Genomic DNA, 21064 nt, shown 5'->3' with positions numbered 1-21064 from the left:
GCTGACCCCGAGGTTTGGAGAAGCAACATGGCTTATAGCGAAAAAGTAATTGATCATTACGAAAACCCTCGTAATGTTGGTGTCTTAGACAAAAATGCAGAAAACGTAGGTACAGGTATGGTCGGTGCACCAGCATGTGGCGACGTAATGCGTTTACAGATTCAAGTCGATGACAATGGCGTAATTGAAGAAGCTCGCTTCAAAACTTATGGCTGTGGTTCTGCAATTGCATCAAGCTCTCTTGTAACCGAATGGTTAAAAGGTAAAACGCTTGATGAAGCTCAATCAATCAAAAATATTGATATTGCGACTGAGCTTGCGCTTCCACCAGTAAAAGTACACTGCTCTGTATTGGCTGAAGATGCAATTAAAGCTGCGATTGAAGACTATCGTGGCAAAAAAGCGAAAGCTTAATTGATGACCGAAATAACATTGGAGTTTTCATGATCCATTTAACTGAAAATGCTGCGAGTCACATCAGCAATTACCTGCAAAATCGCGGTAAGGGTGAAGGTATTCGTATTGGTGTGAAAACTTCGGGTTGTTCTGGGTTGGCTTATGTACTTGAGTTTGTCGATGATGTCGATACGCATGACCAGGTATTTGAACAACTCGGCGTTAAAGTATTTGTTGACCCTAAAAGCTTAGTTTATCTCAATGGTTTAGAGATGGACTATGTGAAAAATGGTCTCAATGAAGGCTTTGAATTTAACAACCCAAATCAAAAAGGTGAATGTGGTTGCGGTGAATCATTTACTGTTTAACTTGCAGCACCCCTCTTTCTTTTCGTCAAAACAGTGTGTTCCGCACTGTTTTAACGTATTTATCAATAGCGGAATTCATCTCCCATGAATCATTTTGAGTTGTTCCAATTACCCGAAGCACTCGATATAGATTTAGCAGCTTTAAAAAAACAGTTTTTAAGTTTGCAACAGCAATATCACCCCGATAAGGCCAGCGACAAAGATCAGGCATTGATCAAGTCGAGTGAAATCAATCAAGCGTATAAAGTACTTTCACAAGTTGATAGTCGTGCTGCGTATTTGCTTGCCTTAAAAAAACAAGATCACCATCTTGACCAATCCATTAGTGATTTTGAGTTTTTGCAATCAGCACTCGAAATGCGTGAACAATTGGATGAAGCAACGTCGACAGAGCAACTCAATACGTTAAAAATTGAAATTCAACAGTGGATTGATAGTTTAGTTCGCGAATTTAAAATCGATTTTGCTGACGAAGACTGGGCCGAAGCACGTGATACTGTTCGTAAATTACGTTTTTTCCAACGTGTTATGAATGATATTGATAAAGCTGAAGATCGCATGTTGGACGAAGAAGAAAGCTTCGACCTCGATGATGATTTTTAATCCGCTGTTACCGATTATTTTCAAGGGATACCGCACGCATGGCGCTTTTGCAAATTGCTGAACCTGGTCAAGCTACTGCCCCGCATCAACATCGTATCGCGATCGGCATTGACTTAGGGACAACCCACTCTTTAGTGGCGACAGTGCTATCGGGAAAACCGAAAGTCCTACAAGATGACAAAGACCGAGTATTACTGCCGTCTATTGTTCACTATGCAAAGGACGCAACGACGTTTGGCTATGAAGCTAAACCTTTTATGCTGACTGACCCGAAAAACACAGTCGTTTCAGTAAAACGTTTTATGGGTCGCTCACAAGCAGATATCAAATTTCAGCATCCATACACCCTTGTTGGTGCAGAAAATGAAATGCCTGCATTTGAAACAGCTGCTGGACGTAAGACACCAGTCGAAATTTCTGCTGAAATTTTAAAACAGTTAAAAGATCGCGCTGAAGCAAGTTTAAGCAATCCTGTGAATGGTGCGGTGATTACTGTGCCTGCCTATTTTGATGAAGCACAACGCCAAGCTACGCGTGATGCTGCACAGCTTGCGGGCTTAAATGTTCTACGTTTACTCAACGAACCTACTGCTGCTGCCGTAGCTTATGGATTGGATCAAGACACCAATCTCAGCACGGATCGCAACTATGTCATTTACGACCTCGGTGGTGGTACCTTCGACGTATCGATTTTACGTTTCTCACAAGGCGTCTTTGAAGTTCTGGCAACAGGTGGACATACTGCGCTTGGTGGTGATGACCTTGACCGCTTAATCGTAAAATGGGCGAAAAAACAGCTCAATATCGAGACCTTAAGCGACGAAGAATATGCTGTCTTCATAATGGCTGCACGACAAGCCAAAGAATATTTAACAGATCATGATTCTGCTGAGTTAAAACTATTAGATGACCGTCTGACTTTAGACCGCCCAACATTTGAAACCATTATTCAAGTGGCACTCGATAAAACCATGAGTGTATGCAAACGCGTATTACGTGATGCTAAACTTGAACTCGATGAAATTGAACATGTGGTCTTAGTGGGTGGTTCAACTCGCTCTTATGCAGTACAGAAAGCAGTTCGTGAATTATTTAAACGTGAGCCACTCTGCACAATCAACCCCGATGAAGTGGTTGCAATTGGCGCATCAATTACTGCAAACCAGCTGATTGGCAATAGCCAAGATGGTTCTTTGCTACTTGATGTCACCCCACTCTCTCTTGGCCTAGAAACCATGGGCGGGTTGGTTGAACGTCTGATTTCACGCAATACAGCGATTCCTGTTGCACGCCGTCAAGAATTCACCACGTATCAAGATGGCCAAACTGCCATGTTGATTCATGTGGTTCAGGGTGAGCGTGATTTGGTTGAACATTGCCGTTCATTAGGTCGCTTTGTGTTACATGGCATTCCCCCAATGACTGCAGGTCAAGCACGCATTGAAGTGACTTTCCAAGTTGATGCAGATGGTTTACTGACGGTATCGGCTAAAGAAACAACGTCTGGTGTTCAAGCGCAAATCGATATCAAACCGTCATATGGTCTATCGTCAGCGGATACTGAGCGCTTACTGGTAGAAGGTTTCCAATATGCTGAGGAAGATAAGCATCTTCGTCACTTACAAGAGACCAAAGTTGAAGCGCAACGTGAGCTGGAAGCATTAGAGCAAGCTTTGAAAGCAGATACCGATTTACTTTCACAGCAACAGGCTCGTGATTTAATTCTTGCTGCTGAAGCGTTAAAAGCCCGTCTTAAAACAAATGAGCTTGCAGCGATTGAGCATGCTGTTCAACAGCTTAAAATTCATAGCGATGCCTTTGCTGCGCTTCGTATGAACCGACATATTGACCATGCCTTAAAAGGTACGAAACTTGAAGATTGGTCAAACTCAAACTAAAGGTATAGGTGATCAATATGCCACGTATTAAAGTTCTTCCTCATGCACAAATTTGCCCTGAAGGTGCAGAATTTGAAGTCGAACAAAACGCCAATCTATGCCAAAGTTTATTAAAACAAGGCATTAAAATCGAACATGCTTGCGACATGTCAGCGGCATGTACGACCTGCCATGTGGTTGTGCGTAAAGGTTTTGACAGCCTTGAAGAGATGAATGATGTAGAAGCAGACTTGCTTGACCGTGCATGGGGCTTAGAGCCTGACTCGCGCCTGTCTTGTCAGGTTGAGATTGTTGATGAAGATTTAGAAATTGAGATTCCTAAATACACCATCAACCATGCTTCGGAAAATCATTAAGTCGACTGGTTTCCACAGACATAAAAAAGCTAGAGTTGATCTCTAGCTTTTTTATGATCAGCCAAAAATTAAAGATCGATGTGCGGCAGCACCTGCCATCGTGCCATCACCCACTGCAAGCGGTACTGAACCGCCTAAACGAGCCACATCACCGCAAGCAAAAATACCTGTCACTGATGTTTCCTTCATGGCATTGGTCTTTATTGCCTCTCCCATTGTATTCTGCTCAATCTCACAACCTAGCTTGAAAATCCATTCCTGAGCAATAGTACATTTGGTGGTTGCAAAAATACCATCCAGTTGAATAACAGAACCATCTGCAAGTAAGACATCACTATGTCCAATGATTTGCTGAATGAATCGTTTCTCGACCGTAACACCCCGAGTTTCTAATTGGTCGAGTAATTCATCGGCTACAGGATAATCATTTAAGAACAGCGTGGTATCGCCCCAATCTGGCAACATCATCGCCATATGTGCAGCATGCTCAGAACTGGCAATAATGCCAATCTTACCTTGATTCAGTTCATAACCATGACAGTAAGGACAATGAAAAATGCTTTTACCCCAGCGTTCAGCCAAGCCCGAAATTTCAGGAAGCTGATCCGTAATTCCTGCTGCAATAATCAAGCGTTTGGCAGTGATTGAACGAGTGGCATCAATACATACCGCAAAACCACCTTCAACTTTTTCTACACGTTTTACCCGTCCATCGTCCCAATCCACAGTCTGATAAGCTAAAACCTGCTGTTTTGCAATGTGAACAATCTCACTGGCCTTGCTACCGTCCTGGGTTAAGAAGCCATGTGAATGCTCTGCAAAACGGTTTCTGCGCTGACCAGCATCAATAATGACTACTTTTCTGCGTGCCCTCGCCAATGGCATCGCTGCTGACAAACCCGCATAACTTCCACCAATAATTGCAACATCGTACTGCATCTTTCTCACCATAATGTAACTTCAAAAGTTACATTAATACTTTTTATTTCAATTTGCAACTTTTGATGTTACATTTAAATCTATTCTTTATTTCTTTCCATTCATCTGATGCGTACCGACAGTAAACTTTCCCGAATGCTTCATGTGCTACTTCACATGGCAAGACAAAATAAGACCTTCACGTCAGATGAAATCGCTCATATGTTATCGACCAATCCTGTGGTGGTTAGACGAACCATGTCGGGTCTAAAAAAAGCTGGTTTTGTACACTCAGAAAAAGGCGCTGGCGGTGGCTGGCAATTAACAGGTAATTTAGAGAAAATTACGCTTTGGGATATTTATCAAGCTGTGGGTGAACCCACTATTTTTGCGATTGGAAATGAAAGGGAAAATCCACAATGCTTAGTTGAACGTGTCGTGAATGCAGCTTTAGATCACGCCATACTAGATGCCAAAACTATCTTAACCCGACAACTTCAGGCAACCACACTCGCCTCTTTAGCGCTTGAATTTGACCATTTATATGAAGTTCATGCACATAAAACGACTGATTAACGAATTAGATATGATGCTTATTATTATCTGACTTCGTCATCTAAAGTCAGTTTAGGAATGCCTTGCGCATTGGTAATCTTTTGCTGGGTCTTGATACGCTGCACCATGTTTTCCAGAATTTCGACCAATTCAGGATATTCATAGTTTTGTACTTCTTCCAGATTTAAGACCAAATGAAAGCCTTTATAATCGAAATCAAACCATTTTTGTGTATCTGATTTCTTGCCTGTGAATTTCTCCATCACCTGCCAGGTTTTCACTGGGCCTTGAATGCCTTTTAAATAGATCGGCACTTTCGGTACACATAAAAACTCGTTTTTAATCAGTTGATGAGTATCATCTGCAATCAGAATTTCATCAACTTCCGCAGCAGACTGCAAACGTGCTGCCAAATTTACATCACGACCAACAATGGTATAGGCCATACGATGAGAAGCGCCGTAATTACCCACGTGACAATAACCCGTACTGATACCCATACGAATATGTAAGGCTGGATAACCCATTTTCTTCCAGCGTTCACGTAACAATTTCATTTGTTGACGCATCGCAATCGCCATTTCTACACAAGATTTTGCATCTTGTTCAACGCCTTGCGAGTTGGGGTCACCAAAGAAAATAAGAATCGCATCGCCCATAAACTTGTCGACTGTCGCTTCATACTGTTTTGCAATTTCAGTCATATGACTCAAATAATCATTCAGCAGGAAGGCTAAATCGTCTGGAATTAAGGTTTCAGAAAGCTCGGTGAAGCCTTGAATATCAGAAAAGAAAATCGTTAATTTCTTACGTTTATATTCAATTTTTGCCTCAGCCTCACCACGCATGATGGACTGCCACAATTGTAATGGCGCATAGCGGCTCAGTTGATTCGCAAAAGCAATATAACGCGTCATTTGATTATGATAATGCTGGCGTTGTTGGCCTAGAATATTCAAGCGACGGTGCTGGTAATAGTTACCAATCACGATAAACATCATCAAACCAAGCAGGCTCACGACTGTTAATTCAGGATTGGTCGGTTCAAAGTATTCTTCAGCGCCAAAAATCACAAAGGTACTGAAATAGAAAACAATGACCCCAATCAATCCGATTAAACATGAGACGGGCAAGGAAATCTTATTGTTCAGCCCCACATAAAGCAATCCAAATAGAATGGTAAAGGTGGGAACTAAACTGAGATGCAATGCAGCGAGAACCAACGCAATAATGACTGCTTCATTGCCGAAAAGAACATTTTTTTCTATTTTTTTATCAAATTTATATTGCAGCCATTTTTCTAAACGAGGACAAAGCAGAAAATAAATAAGTAATAAAGGAAGAAGGTAGAGTTGATAGCTAGCACTAGTTGAGGTAAATGTATAAATTACCAGAATTAGTGACAGAATCGAATATCCCATCAAACGATGAAAATAAGCAAACTGTCTAGGTTCTTTATCAATCAACCTATCTAGTGGCACTCTATCCTCCTTTTTTTATTATAGAATACTGTATTTATTCTATTTTCTGGATCAGTCCATACGCCAATCAAATGGCATATCGCCCTGTCCACGCAATGCAAGCATTAACGTTTGACGCATGTGTGCTAGTACTTCATTGCTATAAGGCACAGCTGGTGTTCCCCACACTGGCTTAGGCCATGCAACATCGTTTTGATAACGGACCACATGATGAAAATGAAGCTGAGGAACAACGTTTCCTAAAGCTGCGACATTCATCTTGTCTGCACGGAATACACGTGACAGTTGGCTTGATAACCAGCTTGATTCACGTAAAAACTGTTCTTGGTCTGCTTGGCTTAATTCATATAATTCTGTTACGCCTGGTACACGTGGCACCAAGATTAGCCATGGAAATTGCATATCATTCATTAAACGACATGTTGAAAGCGGGAAATCGCCTACAAAAAATGTATCTTGAGCAAGTTGTGGATGCAAACTAAACATATCTTTATAATGATGCAAAATAATGATGATCAATACTATCACATCAGTTTTGATGTGAATATTATTAGTAACCCGTTTGATTACAAATAACAATGATTTTCCTCATTTATTGCATGAACATCTGATCAAAAACATCAAGATGTCATGCAAAAAACAGAACCTGCTCAATTAACCATCACTTTATGGTGTTCAGCCTATCGATCGAGCTCACTCAAAAGCTTATTCAAAAGATCAACAATGAACTGTATTCGCTTGTCATATTCAGCCAACTGCACCATGACTTTGAGACGTTGCCCACCTTCCATTCGATAATAGGTTGGATTCTTCTGCATCAGTTGGATAATACTCAACGCTTGTACGGGTGTATCTGGCGCAAACTCGATATAGCCACCATTACTGTTGATATCAATTTTGGTGATTCCAAGTTGCTCTGCTCGTAAGCGAAGCTGATGGACACTAAACAATTGCTTCACAGGTTGTGGAGGAATACCAAAACGGTCGATCAACTCCATACGGATATTATCCAGTTTTTCTTGGGTATCGGTACCACTGATGCGTTTATAGAACAACAAGCGTTGATGCACATCACCAAGATAATCATCCGGAATCAAGGCTGGCATGTGCAAATTAATTTCGGCAGTCAATGATAAAGGCGCATCAAAGTTCGGTGTCTTGCCTTTCTGAATAGCTTTAGTTGCTTTCTCAAGCATTTCCATATACAGGCTATAACCAATCGCTTGCATTGAACCACTTTGTTGTTCACCCAACAACTCACCTGCACCACGAATCTCCAAATCTTCGGTCGCCAGCATAAAACCAGCACCTAGCGTTGAGGCTCGTTGAATGGCATCTAGGCGTTTTTCAGCATCACCTTTGAGATGTTTTAGCGATGGAACCAGCAAATAGGCATACGCTTGATGATGCGAACGTCCAACACGACCACGTAATTGATGCAGCTGTGCAAGTCCCAACTTGTCAGCACGTTCAATGATGATGGTATTGGCATTGGGTACATCAATCCCTGTTTCGATGATGGTTGAACAGACCAATACATTATATTCTTTGTGATAGAACTGCTGCATCACCTGTTCCAGTTCACGTTCACGCATTTGCCCATGCGCAACCGCAACACGTGCTTCTGGCACTAAGTTGCGGATTGTTTCAGCAGCACGTTCGATGGTATCGACTTCATTGTGTAAGAGGTAGACCTGACCACCACGTAATAACTCACGTAGAATGGCTTCTTTGACTGAATCATCGGTATGTTCTTGTACAAAGGTTTTTACGGCTAAACGACGTGCTGGCGGCGTTGCGATGATTGATAAATCACGCATACCAGAGAATGCCATATTTAAGGTCCGTGGAATTGGTGTCGCAGTTAAAGTCAACATATCGACATCGGCACGCAAAGCCTTGATCCGTTCTTTATCACGAACACCAAAGCGATGTTCTTCATCAACGATCATCAAACCAAGATTTTTAAATTGTATGTTCTCTTGCAAGATTTTATGTGTGCCCACCACAATATCGACTTTACCTTCAGCCAGATCTTCAATAATTTTCAGATGGGTTTTATTGCTGCCAAAACGCGATAACACTTCGATACGTACCGCGGTATCAGCAAAACGGTCTTTAAACGACTCATAGTGCTGCTGTGCCAAAAGCGTGGTTGGAACCAATACTGCAACTTGCTTATTATTCTGCACTGCCACATATGCGGCACGCATTGCCACTTCAGTTTTACCAAAGCCGACATCACCACACACCAGCCGATCCATCGGCTTGGCAAGCTGCATATCATGCAAGGTCGCATCAATCGCATTGGCCTGATCGAGAGTTTCCTCATAAGCAAAGCCACTGGCAAATTGCATATATCCAGTATGATCCAGTTCAAAGGCAAAACCAGGTTTAGATTGGCGACGTGCTTGAATATGCAGTAATTCCGCTGCCACATCATGGATTTGCTCTAAAGCCTTACGTTTCGCCTTGCTCCACGTATCTGTACCCAATTTATGCAGCGGTGCTAAGTCTGGATCACCGCCACTATAACGGCTGATCAGATGCAAATTGGTTACTGGTACATAAACTTTTGCAGCATCCGCATAATCCAGCTGTAAAAACTCATGATCTTGATGATCAATTTCTAAAGTAATTAAACCTGCGTAACGCCCAACACCATGATCGATATGGACCACAGGTGCGCCAATGCTCAGCTCAGTTAAGCTACGAATCAAGAACTCTTCGGAAACTTCTTGCTGACGTTTACGGCGGCGTTGCACCACGCGATGTTCATAAAGCTGATTTTCTGAAATCACCGACAATTGATTGGTGAGTAATAAACCGCGATCTAAAGGTGCACTGGTAATCGCAATGTGTAGTTGTGCTTTTTGGAATTGAGCAAAACTTTCTACATTTTGGATATCACCCAAGATGGAACGCAAAGCATCTTTCAGAGTTTCACGACGCCCCGCGCTTTCAGCCACCAATAAAACAGGATGTTTAACTTGGTCGATATAATGTTTCACCGCTGCAAAAGGTTGCTCTTTTTTAGGATCAACCGCCAGTTTCGGTGGCTGTTCCGCGACAATATTAAGTACACCTGCTTTATCGTCATAAGCTTCTGCAGAAGCTAAAATTCGAGGAAATTGATTCAATGCCTGCAACACATGATTCGGCATTAAAAATAATTCTTCTGGTGGCAAAATCGGTTGGTCAATGTTATGACGACGGTCTTCATAACGTCGTACAACTTCTTTCCAGAAGTTGATTAAATCATTTTCAATTTCATTATTTGTAATGACAACGCAATTATTAGGTAAGTATGTAGTAAGCATACTTTGTGCTTCCATCACCTTCTTTTCAAAGAATAAAGGTAAATAGAATTCCAAACCAGGCGTCGCAATCCCGTCTAACACATCTTGATAAATTGGATTTTTCTTAGGGTTTGCAGTTGGGAAGCTTTCTGCATAACGATCTCTAAAAGTCGAACGCCCTTCTTTTAGTGGAAACTCTTTTGCAGGTAACACGGTAAAGTTTTTTAATGATTCTGTGGTTCTTTGCGTCTCTGGATCAAAGAACTTTAAACTTTCAATTTCATCATCAAACAAATCAATGCGAATCGGTTGATCTTGCCCCGATGCATAAATATCCATGATGCTACCGCGTACAGCAAATTCACCATGATCATAAACTGTGTCTACTAAGCGATAACCAGCTTGTACCAATTGCTTTTTCTGTACTTCTAAATCAAGTTTTTGACCAACTTTAATATCAAAGTGTTCACCTACTACCCATGAATAGGGTGCAACACGTTGCGCCAAGGTACTGGCAGAAACCAGCAAAATACCCTTTTGTGGCATATTTGATAAGATTGCCAAACGTTCTGAGACGATATCTTGATGCGGAGATAAACGGTCATAAGGCAAGATTTCCCAATCAGGGAAAATGACGGGTTTGATTCCGTAAAATTCAAGTTCGCTTTCAAGCTGTGCTAGATGTTGATTATTTCTTGCAATAATGACGTATAGATTGGTGCTTTGGGTCGCAATTTCTTTGAATAATAGTGCCGCAGATGATCCAAGTAAGGAACCGATCCAGCGTTTTTCACCCGCTTTAAATTGTTGTAGGTTTAATTGAGAGATTTCTTGTTGAAACATAGAGAAAATCATGCAATCTAAAAAGATAAGTCCCCTATTTTAGCATGATGTTTTTTAGTTAAAGAAGAAATTCGCTGTTGAATTAAATGCATTTTAATTTACTTAGGCTATTTCTTTATTTCAAAATAAAGAAAGCTCGGTTAGAGCTTTCTTTTCAGCGACCTTATTTTATACGTCAATTTTAAAGCCGACATTGACATCACAGGCTGCCTGCCCACCACGAATACCAAAATTCTCTGAGGGTAATTCTCTTAACATTATTTTGACGTGGTCTTTAGGAATACCAATCGGTTCAAGGTTGCTAACGATCTGTTTATAAAGCTGCCGTTTTGCATCTAAAGATCGCCCAAGAAAAGCATCAATGCTAATTAATGTATAGCATTCAGGTTGAGTCTTTTCTGGTGGACACTGAAAACGATGCGGCTCATGCACGACTAAACGCACATTTCGATCACTGGGCATGATTTTAAACGCACTTCTAAGTGCCGAATGGACTGCCTCCATAATTCCAAGTTCTACGTCTATTGTATATTGTTGCCTGACTTCGATAAGCACACTCGGCATTTTTTATTCTCCTACGATCTAGCGTGATGAAATCTTTATCTTTTTACTATTTTTCTAAAACCTTCTCTTATGATATTAAATAAACTTTATGCTTCTGACTTTATCAATACTGTAATCAAATCACCCTAATTTGATGAAAATAAAAAAGCATCCTCCGAAAATTCCGAAGAATGCTTTTGATGATCTGACGATTAAGATGCGAGTTTTGCATTTGGAAAGAAACGCCCTTCCACAATGTCATAACACCATTGGAAGATAAATGTATAAATCAAAATACACATCGTCAAACCAAAATCTAGAATCAAAGCTTCAATAAAGCTCATGTTCATTAAATACGCAATAATAGGGATTGTCGCGAGCATCAGGCCGCCTTCAAATCCAATCGCATGTAGGATACGTACTGGGATCGTTCTTTCCCACTGGTATTTATGCTCAATTTTCTCAAAGTAATGGTTAAAGATCATATTCCAGAATACGGAAATAACAGCCATGATCGTACCGAGGATACCTGTTACTTCAAGTGGCATACTAAAAATAAAACTTAACGCAATCGCGATGATGACCAATAAAATCACTTCATAGCTAATTGCATGAACGAGTCTTCTTTTGGAAATCAACATTTCTATAACACTCTGTTGTTTGGATAGTCGCTATTTTATTTTTATAATATTGATCAATCCAATCAGGTTCTTTCAGTTTTTTTGACAGATGAATATTAATCAAGAACAATTACTCATGTTTCAAACCGTGATTGAAACAGGCTCTTTTTCAGCTGCAGCACGCAAATTAGGCAAAGTACCTTCTGCGGTCAGCATGTCAATTGCCAATTTAGAAATTGACCTCAATCTCAACTTATTTGAACGTGTTGGACGTGAACCCGTTCCGACAGCAGAGGCTATGGTGCTGTATGAGAAAACCCAGCAACTGTTGATTGAAATGAATCAATGGAAGCAACATGCCCATGCCTTAAGCACTGGACTGGAATCCACTCTGAATATTGTGGTGGTTTCTGAACTATTGCATACCAACTGGACTGATTACATCACCCTACTTGGGCAACACTTTCCAAGTCTGGCGATCAACATCTTCTCTGCACCGCAAGAAGACGCCTTACAGATGCTGCTTGATCAATCGGCGCAACTCGCACTGATGTTTGAGCGAGAACAATTGGATAGCCGTGAACAATTTGTGGAGTTAAAGCGAGAAGCGTTGGTTCCCGTGATTGCTAAAAACCATCCTTTAGCAGAACTGGATCAAGTGTCATTTGAGCAAATGGTGCAAACTCGTCAAATTGTTGTCGCCAGCCGTGATAACACCATCAAACCAGAGTTGCTCTATTCCAAAGACTATTGGCGAACAGATAATCATCATTCTGCCAGTATGATGATTGTACGTAACTTAGGTTGGGGGGTGCTTCCTTTAGAGATGTTTAATGAAAATCCTGAGCTAAAGAAAAAATTGAAAATTTTAGAGCTTTACGATTTCACCCCCAAATTTGAATACTACGTAGATCTGGTGTGGAGCCGTGAAAGTGAATTAGGCGCCGCAGCGAGATTCTTGATTGATCATATTCGTAAACAGCGCCAACACGCCAAGTAATATATAGATAACTTTAAGGAATAACGCTGCCAACAAAAGCGATGCTTTGCTTTCGGCTAGATTGTGTTATAAAAGAAATTACCAATAATATGTTTAAGTAAGAACGCTATATCAATGACTCAGACCGCATTAGACCAATTAAAAAATTTGACCACCGTTGTTGCCGATAGTAGTGATCTAGAGGCGATCGAAAAATTTCGCCCCTTAGATGCAACAACCAATCCATCACTGATTACTGCTGCCGCTGAACAACCAGAAAGCAAAGAACTGATTGAAGATGCATATACGCAAGCAAAGCAGGAAGGCTATCAAAGTGATGAATTAATCGAACGCACCATTGATATTTTAACTGTAAAATTCGGCGTCGAAATTTTAAAACTGATTGAAGGTCGTGTTTCAACAGAGGTTGATGCTTCACTTTCTTATGATACTGACGCGACGATTGCCAAAGCCCGTGAATTATCAAAACTTTACCAAGGTTATGGTATTGAACAATCACGTATTCTGATCAAAATCGCGTCGACTTGGGAAGGGATCCAAGCAGCCAAGGTCTTAGAGGCTGAAGGAATTCCTTGTAACCTCACATTATTGTTTGGTTTACATCAAGCGCAAGCCTGTGCAGATGCGAAAGTGACCCTGATCTCTCCTTTTGTTGGGCGTATTTTGGATTGGTATAAAAAAGCTGAAGGTGTAGAACAATACCCGATTGCTCAAGATCCGGGTGTGCTTTCTGTGAAGAAGATTTATAACTATTACAAACAGCATGGTATTCCAACTCAAGTGATGGGAGCGAGTTTCCGTAGTACTGCACAAGTCCTTGGTCTCGCAGGTTGTGACTTACTCACCATTGCACCAAATCTATTGGCTCAGTTGCAACAAGACCAACAGGTTGTTGAGCCTCAACTCAGTGCTGAATTTGCTCAACAAGCAGAAAAAATTGAACGCCCAGCACAAAACAAAGACAGCTTTAAAGCCGAACTTGAACAAGACTTGATGGCATTTCAATTGCTGCAAGGCGGCATTGATGGGTTTATCAAGGCCCGAGATCAGCTCAGTTTATTGCTGCGTCAATCTTTTGGTATTGATGCTGAAATCAAACCATAATTAGTCGATTTTTCACCTATAAAAACCGATTTTTGTTATATTAGCGAAAATCGGTTTTTTAATGAGTTCATCGTGTTCGGCATAACAGATTTAACCACTTATATTATTGGTACAATCTTAATTGTGTTACTCCCCGGCCCGAACTCTTTATATGTGATGTCAGTGGCTTCTCGCTATGGGATCCGTACAGGTTATGCTGCCGCTTGTGGGGTATTTACAGGCGACTTTATTTTAATTCTCTGTACCGTATTGGGTGCAGCGTCTTTACTCAAAGCATTTCCCATTCTGTTTATTATTCTAAAAATAACGGGTGCATGTTATCTCGCTTACTTGGGTTTTAAGCTATTACAGGGTTCTTATCAGACTTGGAAAAATCCACCGCATAATGCTGAACTTGCTGATTTACCTAAACTCGACCAGATCCATCCCTATCGTACTGCACTCAGTATTAGCTTACTGAATCCTAAAGCAATCTTGTTTTTCCTCTCTTTCTTCGTTCAGTTTGTTGAACCAAGTTATGCCTATCCCGCATTAAGCTTTTTAATTCTGGCAATTATTCTGCAAATCATCAGTTTCAGCTATTTAACTGCCTTGATTTTTTCAGGGATCAAATTGGCAGGATTTTTTAAGCATAATTATAAGCTGGCAGCAACTGGCATTTGTTTGGTTGGCATCCTGTTTTTTGGTTTTGGTTTAAGATTGGCAACCTCAACCATTTCCTAATCAGAACTTTGATCAAATGATCAATTTATTCAATCATCTTAGAACTACGATTTAGTGCTTATTAACGATATACTTTTCAACAAATTTTAAACAAGTATAGATGCATAGATGCAACGTCTTATCCAAGATTTTTCAATCCCTGCTGTTTTCGCTGGTTTTATTACCTTTCTGATTGGTATTAGTGTTTCTGCAATCTTGGTGATCCAAGGTGCTCAGTCTTTAGGTGCCAACACCGCTCAAATCAGCTCTTGGTTTTGGGCCTTGGGTCTTGCAATTGGATTATCAGGCCTACTTCTCTCTTGGAAGTATAAATATCCCGTGGCCACCGCCTGGTCAACGCCAGGGATTGCTTTAATCATTGCCTCTACTGGACATTATGATCTCTATGAGGCGATAGGTGCCTTCCTCATCTGCGGTATTGCCATTGCGATTGTTGGCTTCTCAGGTATCTTCCAAAAACTTTTGGCCCATATTCCTCAGAGTTTAACTTGTGCCATGCTGGCAGGAATCCTGTTAAAGTTTGGCATCCAAATTTTCAGCAGCTTAGAAAGCCATCTTGGTTTTGTACTGAGCATGCTGGTGATTTATCTGGTTTCAAAACGCTTATTTCCACGTTATAGCATTGTGCTGACCGTGATTTTAGGTGCTGCAATTTGCCCATTGTTTATTGACTTTAAACTACAAGCAATCACATGGTCACTGACTCAACCGATCTGGATGCAACCCTCATTTTCATGGTCTGCTTTACTTGGTCTGGCATTGCCCCTGTTCGTCATCAACATGACGTCACAGAACCTTCCAGGTATTGCCATGATCAAAAGCTATGGCTACCACCCACATGTCAATCAATTGGTCGGTTGGACTGGTATTGCACACGCAGTATTTGCTCCTTTCGGCTGTTTTTCAAACAACTTGGCAGCAATTAGTGCCGCAGTCAGCTTGGATGATCAAGTGCATCCAGACCCAAGCAAACGTTATATTGCAGGCATCAGCTGTGGATTGTTTTATATTCTCATGGGGCTTTTTGCAGCAACCTTGGTTAGCCTGTTGATGTCATTTCCGCAAATCTTTATTGTCGCTCTGGCTGGAATTGCCTTATTCGCGACAATTAGCCATAACATTGCAGTTGCTTTTTCAAATGTTGAAGAACGTGAAGCCACACTGCTTACCTTTTTATGCAGTGCTTCTGGTATTCAGTTTTGGGGAATTGGTTCGGCATTTTGGGGCTTATTATTAGGTATCTTTGTGCTGATCTTATTTAGATTTAAAGCAAAAAATAAGCCTTAGTTGAACTAAGGCTTATTCAAGAAGATGAGAGGAGCATCGTTTAAATGCTACTTTTCCTCCAAATCCTTCTGCGCTTCTTCATCATTTAAAATACGTCCTGCTTTTTTAGGACGGATCAATGGTGCTGTTGGACGTGGATGTGAATGCGTATATTGTAAGCCTACACCTGCATAAACATCATCGGCAGCGATCTCTGTTTCAAAACGCTCATCATCGCGATCACGAATTTCGTCACTAATGCGTTGCACTTCATCTTCATCAACACCAAGCTCTTGTAAAATCACTCCGCCGAACTTAATCGCCGATTCAAAGGTTTCACGGATCATATAATCCACTTTCTGTTTGACTAAATAGAGTGAATGTTCACGGTCATAAGAACGAACCAGCAGTTTTGCCAACGGAAACTCATGTGTAACCAACTCGACAATTCGATTGGTGGTGTCTTTACTGTCCACACAGACCACGATGGCTTGAGCTGAAGATGCACCTGAAGCATGTAAAATATCTAAACGACAGCCATCGCCATAATAAATTTTAAAGCCAAATTTCTCGGCATTTTGAATCATGTCGATGTCATTATCGATAATCGTAACATCGACACCTCTTGCTAAAAGCAATTGACTGGTAACCTGTCCAAAACGACCAAAGCCAATCATCAGAACACTGCCACTTAAGCCTTCGGCGATATTTACATTATCCAAATTAATCTCATCTTTGGTTTCAGTGAAACGCTTAAAGATAATGCCTAAAATTGGGGTCAAGACCATCGACAAGACCACAATTGCAGTGAGATTAGACTTCACCGAATTATCAATCACTTGGGCACTAACAGCAGCCGCAAACAGAACAAAGGCAAACTCACCACCCTGTGCCATCAATAATGCTCGATCTAAAGCTTCAGTATGTGGACTCTTGGTGACACGTGCCACGATATAAATCATCAAGGCCTTGGCAAACATCATGGCTAAAACACCACTGACAATCAGCTGCCAATTCTGTGCAACGACAGATAAGTCCAGTGACATTCCGACACCGAGGAAGAAAAGCCCCAATAACAAACCACGGAAGGGTTCGATATCTGCTTCAATTTGATGTCTAAAGGTTGACTCGGATAACAATACTCCTGCGAGGAAAGCACCCATCGCCATTGAAAGTCCACTAACTTGCATCAGCAAGGCTGCGCCTAAAACGACAAGCAATGCTGCTGCCGTCATCACTTCTCGTGCTTTTGCGGCAGCCAGCAATCTAAACAGTGGATTTAACAACCAGTACCCTGCAGCAATTAAACCTGCAATCGCAATTAAGCCAATGCCGATACTTTCTAAACGGGTTGAGGTGGTCTCAACCACGTGATTGGGTGCCATAAAGGCAACGATGGCCAGTAAAGGGACAATCAATAAATCTTCAAATAATAAAATTGCGACAATCTTTTGGCCTTGTGGTTGGGCAATATCTCCTCGATCCCCTAAGAGCTGCATCACAATAGCAGTTGAGGTCAAGACAAAGCCTGCCGCGCCAATGAATGCAACCTGCCAAGTAAAACCAAATAAAATCCCAACACCCGTCAATGCCAAGGCACAGGCAATAATCTGCAAAGTACCCAAGCCAAAGATTTCACGCCTTAAACTCCATAAATGTGAAGGCTGCATTTCCAGACCAATCACAAATAAATACATCACGATCCCCAGTTCTGCGATATGCAGAATCGAGGCCGAATCGTGGAAAAAGGCAAAACCAAAGGGGCCAATAATCAATCCTGCGATGAGATAACCTAAGACTGAACCCAACCCGATACGTTTAAAAATAGGGACGGCAATAACAGCAGCGGCCAACAAGACCACTGGCGCAATTAAACTAATTGAATGTGCTTCTGAACTCATACTGTTCTCATTGTTTTCAAGCTGGTTTCATTTTATGTGAAACAATAAAAGTCTTATATATCATTTATGGGATAATGCATCCCAATTCAATGCTTTAGAATAGGCAGAATACGGCTAATTGATTGCATTCTTATCCCAAAATGCCTGTCTAATTTGTGGCATGGCATTGAGGTGATTAATAATATGCTGTGCTTCTTCGGCTTCAATCGAGGTAGCGATCAAAGTCACTTCAATTTCAACTTCTTTTTCACCAAATGGCGTGACATCAATATCTTTGGCCGGATAATTATGATGTTTCAATGTTAGATTCAACTCATCCATCACCACCTTACTCTGACTGCGATCGCAAATAATATAGATGACATGTAAGACTTCGGTGTCATCATCAATTGGGCGACGGTCAATCACATGGACAATCGGTCTTAATAACGTATTTGCCGCTAAAATAAAACCAGTAGCCAATACCGCTTCAATGATCAAGTCCGAACCTGCAGAAGCTCCAACCGCTGCCGAACACCACAGTGTCGCAGCCGTATTTAAACCATGGATATTGCCTTCTTGACGCATAATGACACCTGCACCCAAGAAGCCAATGCCTGATACCACATAGGCAATCACACGAACTGCCCCTTCTGCACCAGTTAAATTGGTTGCAATATCAACAAAGATGGCAGCACCAACAGCAACAAGAACATTGGTTCTCAATCCTGCTGTACGTTGTCGATACTGGCGTTCCAGTCCGATCAATGCACCTAAAATGAACGCGGCAGACAGGCTGATCAAGGTATCTGCGATATTCGATAAATCAATATTTTGTAAAAATTTTAATTGCATCTTACACCTATTTATTATCAATGATTTTAATGAGGGCTAAACTGAATTTAAGGCAATTATGATGATGGCGTATAACTTATACCCAGCCCAAACCAATGCTGTTTTAAGCGATGTAATCGGTCACCAAAGGATGCTTCTAATGTGAGGATATTCGAGATAAGACTATACTGCACCGCTGTTTGGAAGAATGGTGCTTGGCGGTCTTGATTATAGGTTTCAAGTGTTAAGCCAACGCGCTCTGACACATTATAGGTTGAGGCAACACCCCAGCGTAGCAAGCGTTCATTGGCATGCTGATAGCCTAGATTCGTGTCCAAAGCTAAACGTTGATTTAAAAGTTGAAAACTCACAGGGACATTAAAAAACCAGTCCAAATTGCCACCGTGATGTAAAACATCGTCACGTGACAGCAGCAAGCTACTGGCAACACCCCAATCATTGTCCATCGGCTTTAAAATGGACTTGGCTTGCGCTGAAAAACCATGAATCTGATCGATGTCTTTACTTGAATGATAACCCAATGAAACCTCTAAATTTTGAGTGAGGTTACAGGCAGGTACAACTTGATAGGACCAAGTTCGATCTTTGTTATAACGATAGGTACTTTCTAACTGACAATGCTGTGCTGTAGTAATAGACACATCATCAGAATTGATGAGTGGACCAGCCTTACTCTTTTGTGTGAACAACAATCCACACAATATAAATACGTTGAGAACAGCAAACCATTGAATGGAAGCGTGAAAAAACATAGGCTTCTCCCCATTTTAGGTGAGAAACTAAACAGGTTGCAGTCAATACAATAAATTTTGTGAATACAACAAAATTTTATAGAAGGGTGAAAATGATTTTTCTCAAAGCTATCTCATTGCAAGACAGCCGACCTAAAAGGCTAACTTGCTCAGTATTCGCTTTGGTTTAATCCATTATTAAACCCGAACCTCGAACAACTTCCCATTTAGGATCTCCGTGAATAAACTCAACGGCATTATAGGACATGCAAACTGATTCACAAGTCCTATTTTATGAAATTTTTATTGCAAAGCTCAGCAAAAGCATTAAAACAAATTTAAATTACAGTTCTCTTACTACAACTGTTTTCGCCATTTTGTCATGCCACCCTTGCTTTTTAGAATCAAAAGCCACCCAGATTAAACCAATAAAAAACACTAAAGTCGCTGGAATATAACCAATGTAGCGAATAATGGCTTGCCCGACAGTTACATTTTCACCCGTTTTTTCATCCAACACTTTTAAACGCAATAAACGTTTACCCGGTGTTCCTGCGAATTTAATCCAACAGAAAATATAAAATACGGCAGCGAGAATTTGCCATATCCAATCTGCCGTAGACATAAATTGGAATGATGAGAAACCATCAGAAGCAACTGTCGTATTACCACCACCAAAAATCATGGTTAATGGAATCATGGCAACGATTACAATAATTGAATCAATAATCGCGGCGCCAACTCGTATCCAGAAACCCGCGTATGCATATTGTTGAGACATATTTTCCCCTCACTTTTTTATTTCTATAAAATATTGATAAATAATAACCTGTTGTTGCAATGATTTATATTGTGTTTTGTTTTAATTCTCGATCAAAAAAATCAACTGTACGTTGCCATACGACTTGGGCCTCTGGCATGCCACGGCTCACGCTACGAAAACCATGCGGCATATTATAGGTATAAGCTTCGACACGCTCACCTAGCTGCTGAATCAATTTATTACGCTTGGTTGCTGGGCAAAATGGATCTACCGTCGACCAATGTCCCTGTAGTATTCGGACCTCATCCAAGGATTCTTTGTTTGGAACACCTGCCCCCTGAATCCCCAAAGAATGGTGATATACCACAGGTGCCAGCATGTCATCACGTTTGGCCATTTGTATGACGTAGCCACCTGTTAGGCATTGTCCGAGCATACCTAAACGGCCATTACATCTCGAATCTGCTTTGAGCGCATCCAGCAGAACATGAATTTCTTGATTGACCTCACTGTCAGCTGCATTGATTCGCCCTGCTTTACTCACCATTGCACGAATACAGTATTTCACTGCACCACCGCTAAATAAATTGGGTACGTAAACCAAATAGCCACGATCAGCCAAGTCTTGGGCGTCTTCACGATAGACATCCAAAATGCCAAATAACTCGTGCAGCAATAATATCGCAGGTGCCTTTTCCGTCGTTTGTGCAGGTGTATACACTTCAACTTCGATTTGACGTGTCGGTAATGTGATTGTTTTTATTTCCATTGCAGTCATCCGTTACGTTCGAATGATTTCCATACTATTTCTGACAATTGCAATTGTCAAATAAAAAAGGATGCCTGACAGCATCCTTTTTTA

21 protein-coding genes are annotated in these 21064 nt (G+C 41.1%); 10 read left to right on the top strand and 11 right to left on the bottom strand.

Translation table 11 applies throughout. The features are described 5' to 3' along the window. Positions 1 to 27: 27 nt before the first annotated feature. The 5 genes from iscU (at position 28) to fdx (ending at position 3621) form a co-directional block, all read left to right on the top strand. Entirely contained in the window at positions 28 to 414 is a 387-nt protein-coding gene (gene iscU / locus F887_RS11085; RefSeq protein ID WP_004652980.1) for a Fe-S cluster assembly scaffold IscU, read from the top strand. A gap of 29 nt (positions 415 to 443) precedes the next feature. Continuing rightward, positions 444 to 764, top strand: coding sequence for an iron-sulfur cluster assembly protein IscA (gene iscA / locus F887_RS11090; RefSeq protein ID WP_004807977.1), 321 nt, complete (start codon positions 444 to 446; stop codon positions 762 to 764). An 84-nt stretch (positions 765 to 848) separates the two neighbouring features. Further along, positions 849 to 1367 (top strand): Fe-S protein assembly co-chaperone HscB, encoded by a 519-nt coding sequence (gene hscB, locus F887_RS11095; protein WP_005152131.1) that lies wholly within the window; start codon positions 849 to 851, stop codon positions 1365 to 1367. Positions 1368 to 1405: 38 nt separating this feature from the next. Continuing rightward, a complete protein-coding gene (gene hscA, locus F887_RS11100) occupies positions 1406 to 3265 on the top strand; it encodes a Fe-S protein assembly chaperone HscA (RefSeq protein ID WP_005293132.1) in 1860 nt (619 codons plus the stop codon). Positions 3266 to 3282: 17 nt separating this feature from the next. Further along, positions 3283 to 3621, top strand: a complete 339-nt coding sequence (fdx, locus tag F887_RS11105) for an ISC system 2Fe-2S type ferredoxin (protein WP_005152126.1) — start codon at positions 3283 to 3285, stop codon at positions 3619 to 3621. A gap of 57 nt (positions 3622 to 3678) precedes the next feature. Here fdx and F887_RS11110 read toward each other — a convergent pair whose 3' ends face one another. Beyond that, complete coding sequence (locus F887_RS11110; protein ID WP_032862824.1) at positions 3679 to 4560, bottom strand: NAD(P)/FAD-dependent oxidoreductase; 882 nt, start codon at positions 4558 to 4560, stop codon at positions 3679 to 3681. Between the two features lie 108 nt (positions 4561 to 4668). Here F887_RS11110 and F887_RS11115 point away from each other — a divergent pair, with 108 nt between their 5' ends. Next, a complete protein-coding gene (locus F887_RS11115; protein WP_005293129.1) occupies positions 4669 to 5115 on the top strand; it encodes an Rrf2 family transcriptional regulator in 447 nt (148 codons plus the stop codon). Positions 5116 to 5138: 23 nt separating this feature from the next. Here F887_RS11115 and F887_RS11120 read toward each other — a convergent pair whose 3' ends face one another. From F887_RS11120 to aceI, 5 genes are all read right to left on the bottom strand, one after another. Then, a complete protein-coding gene (locus F887_RS11120) occupies positions 5139 to 6575 on the bottom strand; it encodes an adenylate/guanylate cyclase domain-containing protein (protein ID WP_005152124.1) in 1437 nt (478 codons plus the stop codon). 51 nt (positions 6576 to 6626) lie between these two features. Continuing rightward, on the bottom strand, positions 6627 to 7061 hold the full coding sequence (locus tag F887_RS11125) for an HIT domain-containing protein (protein WP_032857985.1): 435 nt from the start codon (positions 7059 to 7061) through the stop codon (positions 6627 to 6629). Between the two features lie 194 nt (positions 7062 to 7255). Beyond that, positions 7256 to 10717, bottom strand: coding sequence for a transcription-repair coupling factor (mfd, locus tag F887_RS11130; protein ID WP_032862823.1), 3462 nt, complete (start codon positions 10715 to 10717; stop codon positions 7256 to 7258). Positions 10718 to 10885: 168 nt separating this feature from the next. Then, positions 10886 to 11281 (bottom strand): tautomerase family protein, encoded by a 396-nt coding sequence (locus F887_RS11135; RefSeq protein WP_005152119.1) that lies wholly within the window; start codon positions 11279 to 11281, stop codon positions 10886 to 10888. A gap of 191 nt (positions 11282 to 11472) precedes the next feature. Beyond that, entirely contained in the window at positions 11473 to 11901 is a 429-nt protein-coding gene (gene aceI / locus F887_RS11140; RefSeq protein ID WP_005152117.1) for a chlorhexidine efflux PACE transporter AceI, read from the bottom strand. Between the two features lie 88 nt (positions 11902 to 11989). On the opposite strand from aceI, the gene F887_RS11145 reads away from it, so the two are divergent. The 4 genes from F887_RS11145 (at position 11990) to F887_RS11160 (ending at position 15994) form a co-directional block, all read left to right on the top strand. Further along, positions 11990 to 12880 (top strand): HTH-type transcriptional regulator AceR, encoded by an 891-nt coding sequence (locus tag F887_RS11145; protein ID WP_005293123.1) that lies wholly within the window; start codon positions 11990 to 11992, stop codon positions 12878 to 12880. A 114-nt stretch (positions 12881 to 12994) separates the two neighbouring features. Next, entirely contained in the window at positions 12995 to 13984 is a 990-nt protein-coding gene (gene tal / locus F887_RS11150; protein WP_005293121.1) for a transaldolase, read from the top strand. A 72-nt stretch (positions 13985 to 14056) separates the two neighbouring features. Further along, positions 14057 to 14707: a leucine efflux protein LeuE gene (gene leuE, locus F887_RS11155; protein WP_005293118.1), complete on the top strand. Its 651-nt coding sequence runs from the start codon at positions 14057 to 14059 to the stop codon at positions 14705 to 14707. 108 nt (positions 14708 to 14815) lie between these two features. Then, positions 14816 to 15994: a benzoate/H(+) symporter BenE family transporter gene (locus F887_RS11160; protein WP_005293115.1), complete on the top strand. Its 1179-nt coding sequence runs from the start codon at positions 14816 to 14818 to the stop codon at positions 15992 to 15994. 47 nt (positions 15995 to 16041) lie between these two features. On the opposite strand, the gene F887_RS11165 is transcribed toward F887_RS11160, so the two are convergent. The 5 genes from F887_RS11165 to F887_RS11185 all read right to left on the bottom strand — a co-directional run bounded on the left by F887_RS11165 (position 16042) and on the right by F887_RS11185 (position 20971). Next, positions 16042 to 17874 (bottom strand): monovalent cation:proton antiporter-2 (CPA2) family protein, encoded by a 1833-nt coding sequence (locus F887_RS11165; RefSeq protein WP_005293112.1) that lies wholly within the window; start codon positions 17872 to 17874, stop codon positions 16042 to 16044. A 114-nt stretch (positions 17875 to 17988) separates the two neighbouring features. Then, positions 17989 to 18708 (bottom strand): MgtC/SapB family protein, encoded by a 720-nt coding sequence (locus tag F887_RS11170; protein WP_005152097.1) that lies wholly within the window; start codon positions 18706 to 18708, stop codon positions 17989 to 17991. Positions 18709 to 18764: 56 nt separating this feature from the next. After that, complete coding sequence (locus tag F887_RS11175) at positions 18765 to 19460, bottom strand: hypothetical protein (protein WP_005293109.1); 696 nt, start codon at positions 19458 to 19460, stop codon at positions 18765 to 18767. Positions 19461 to 19782: 322 nt separating this feature from the next. Continuing rightward, entirely contained in the window at positions 19783 to 20220 is a 438-nt protein-coding gene (locus F887_RS11180) for an RDD family protein (protein ID WP_005293107.1), read from the bottom strand. A gap of 64 nt (positions 20221 to 20284) precedes the next feature. Continuing rightward, a complete protein-coding gene (locus F887_RS11185) occupies positions 20285 to 20971 on the bottom strand; it encodes a dienelactone hydrolase family protein (protein ID WP_005293105.1) in 687 nt (228 codons plus the stop codon). Between the last annotated feature and the right edge of the window lie 93 nt (positions 20972 to 21064).

It is taken from the genome of Acinetobacter sp. NIPH 2100 (genome assembly GCF_000369805.1).
Lineage (GTDB): Bacteria > Pseudomonadota > Gammaproteobacteria > Pseudomonadales > Moraxellaceae > Acinetobacter.
This window is presented reverse-complemented; position numbering and strand designations above follow the sequence as displayed.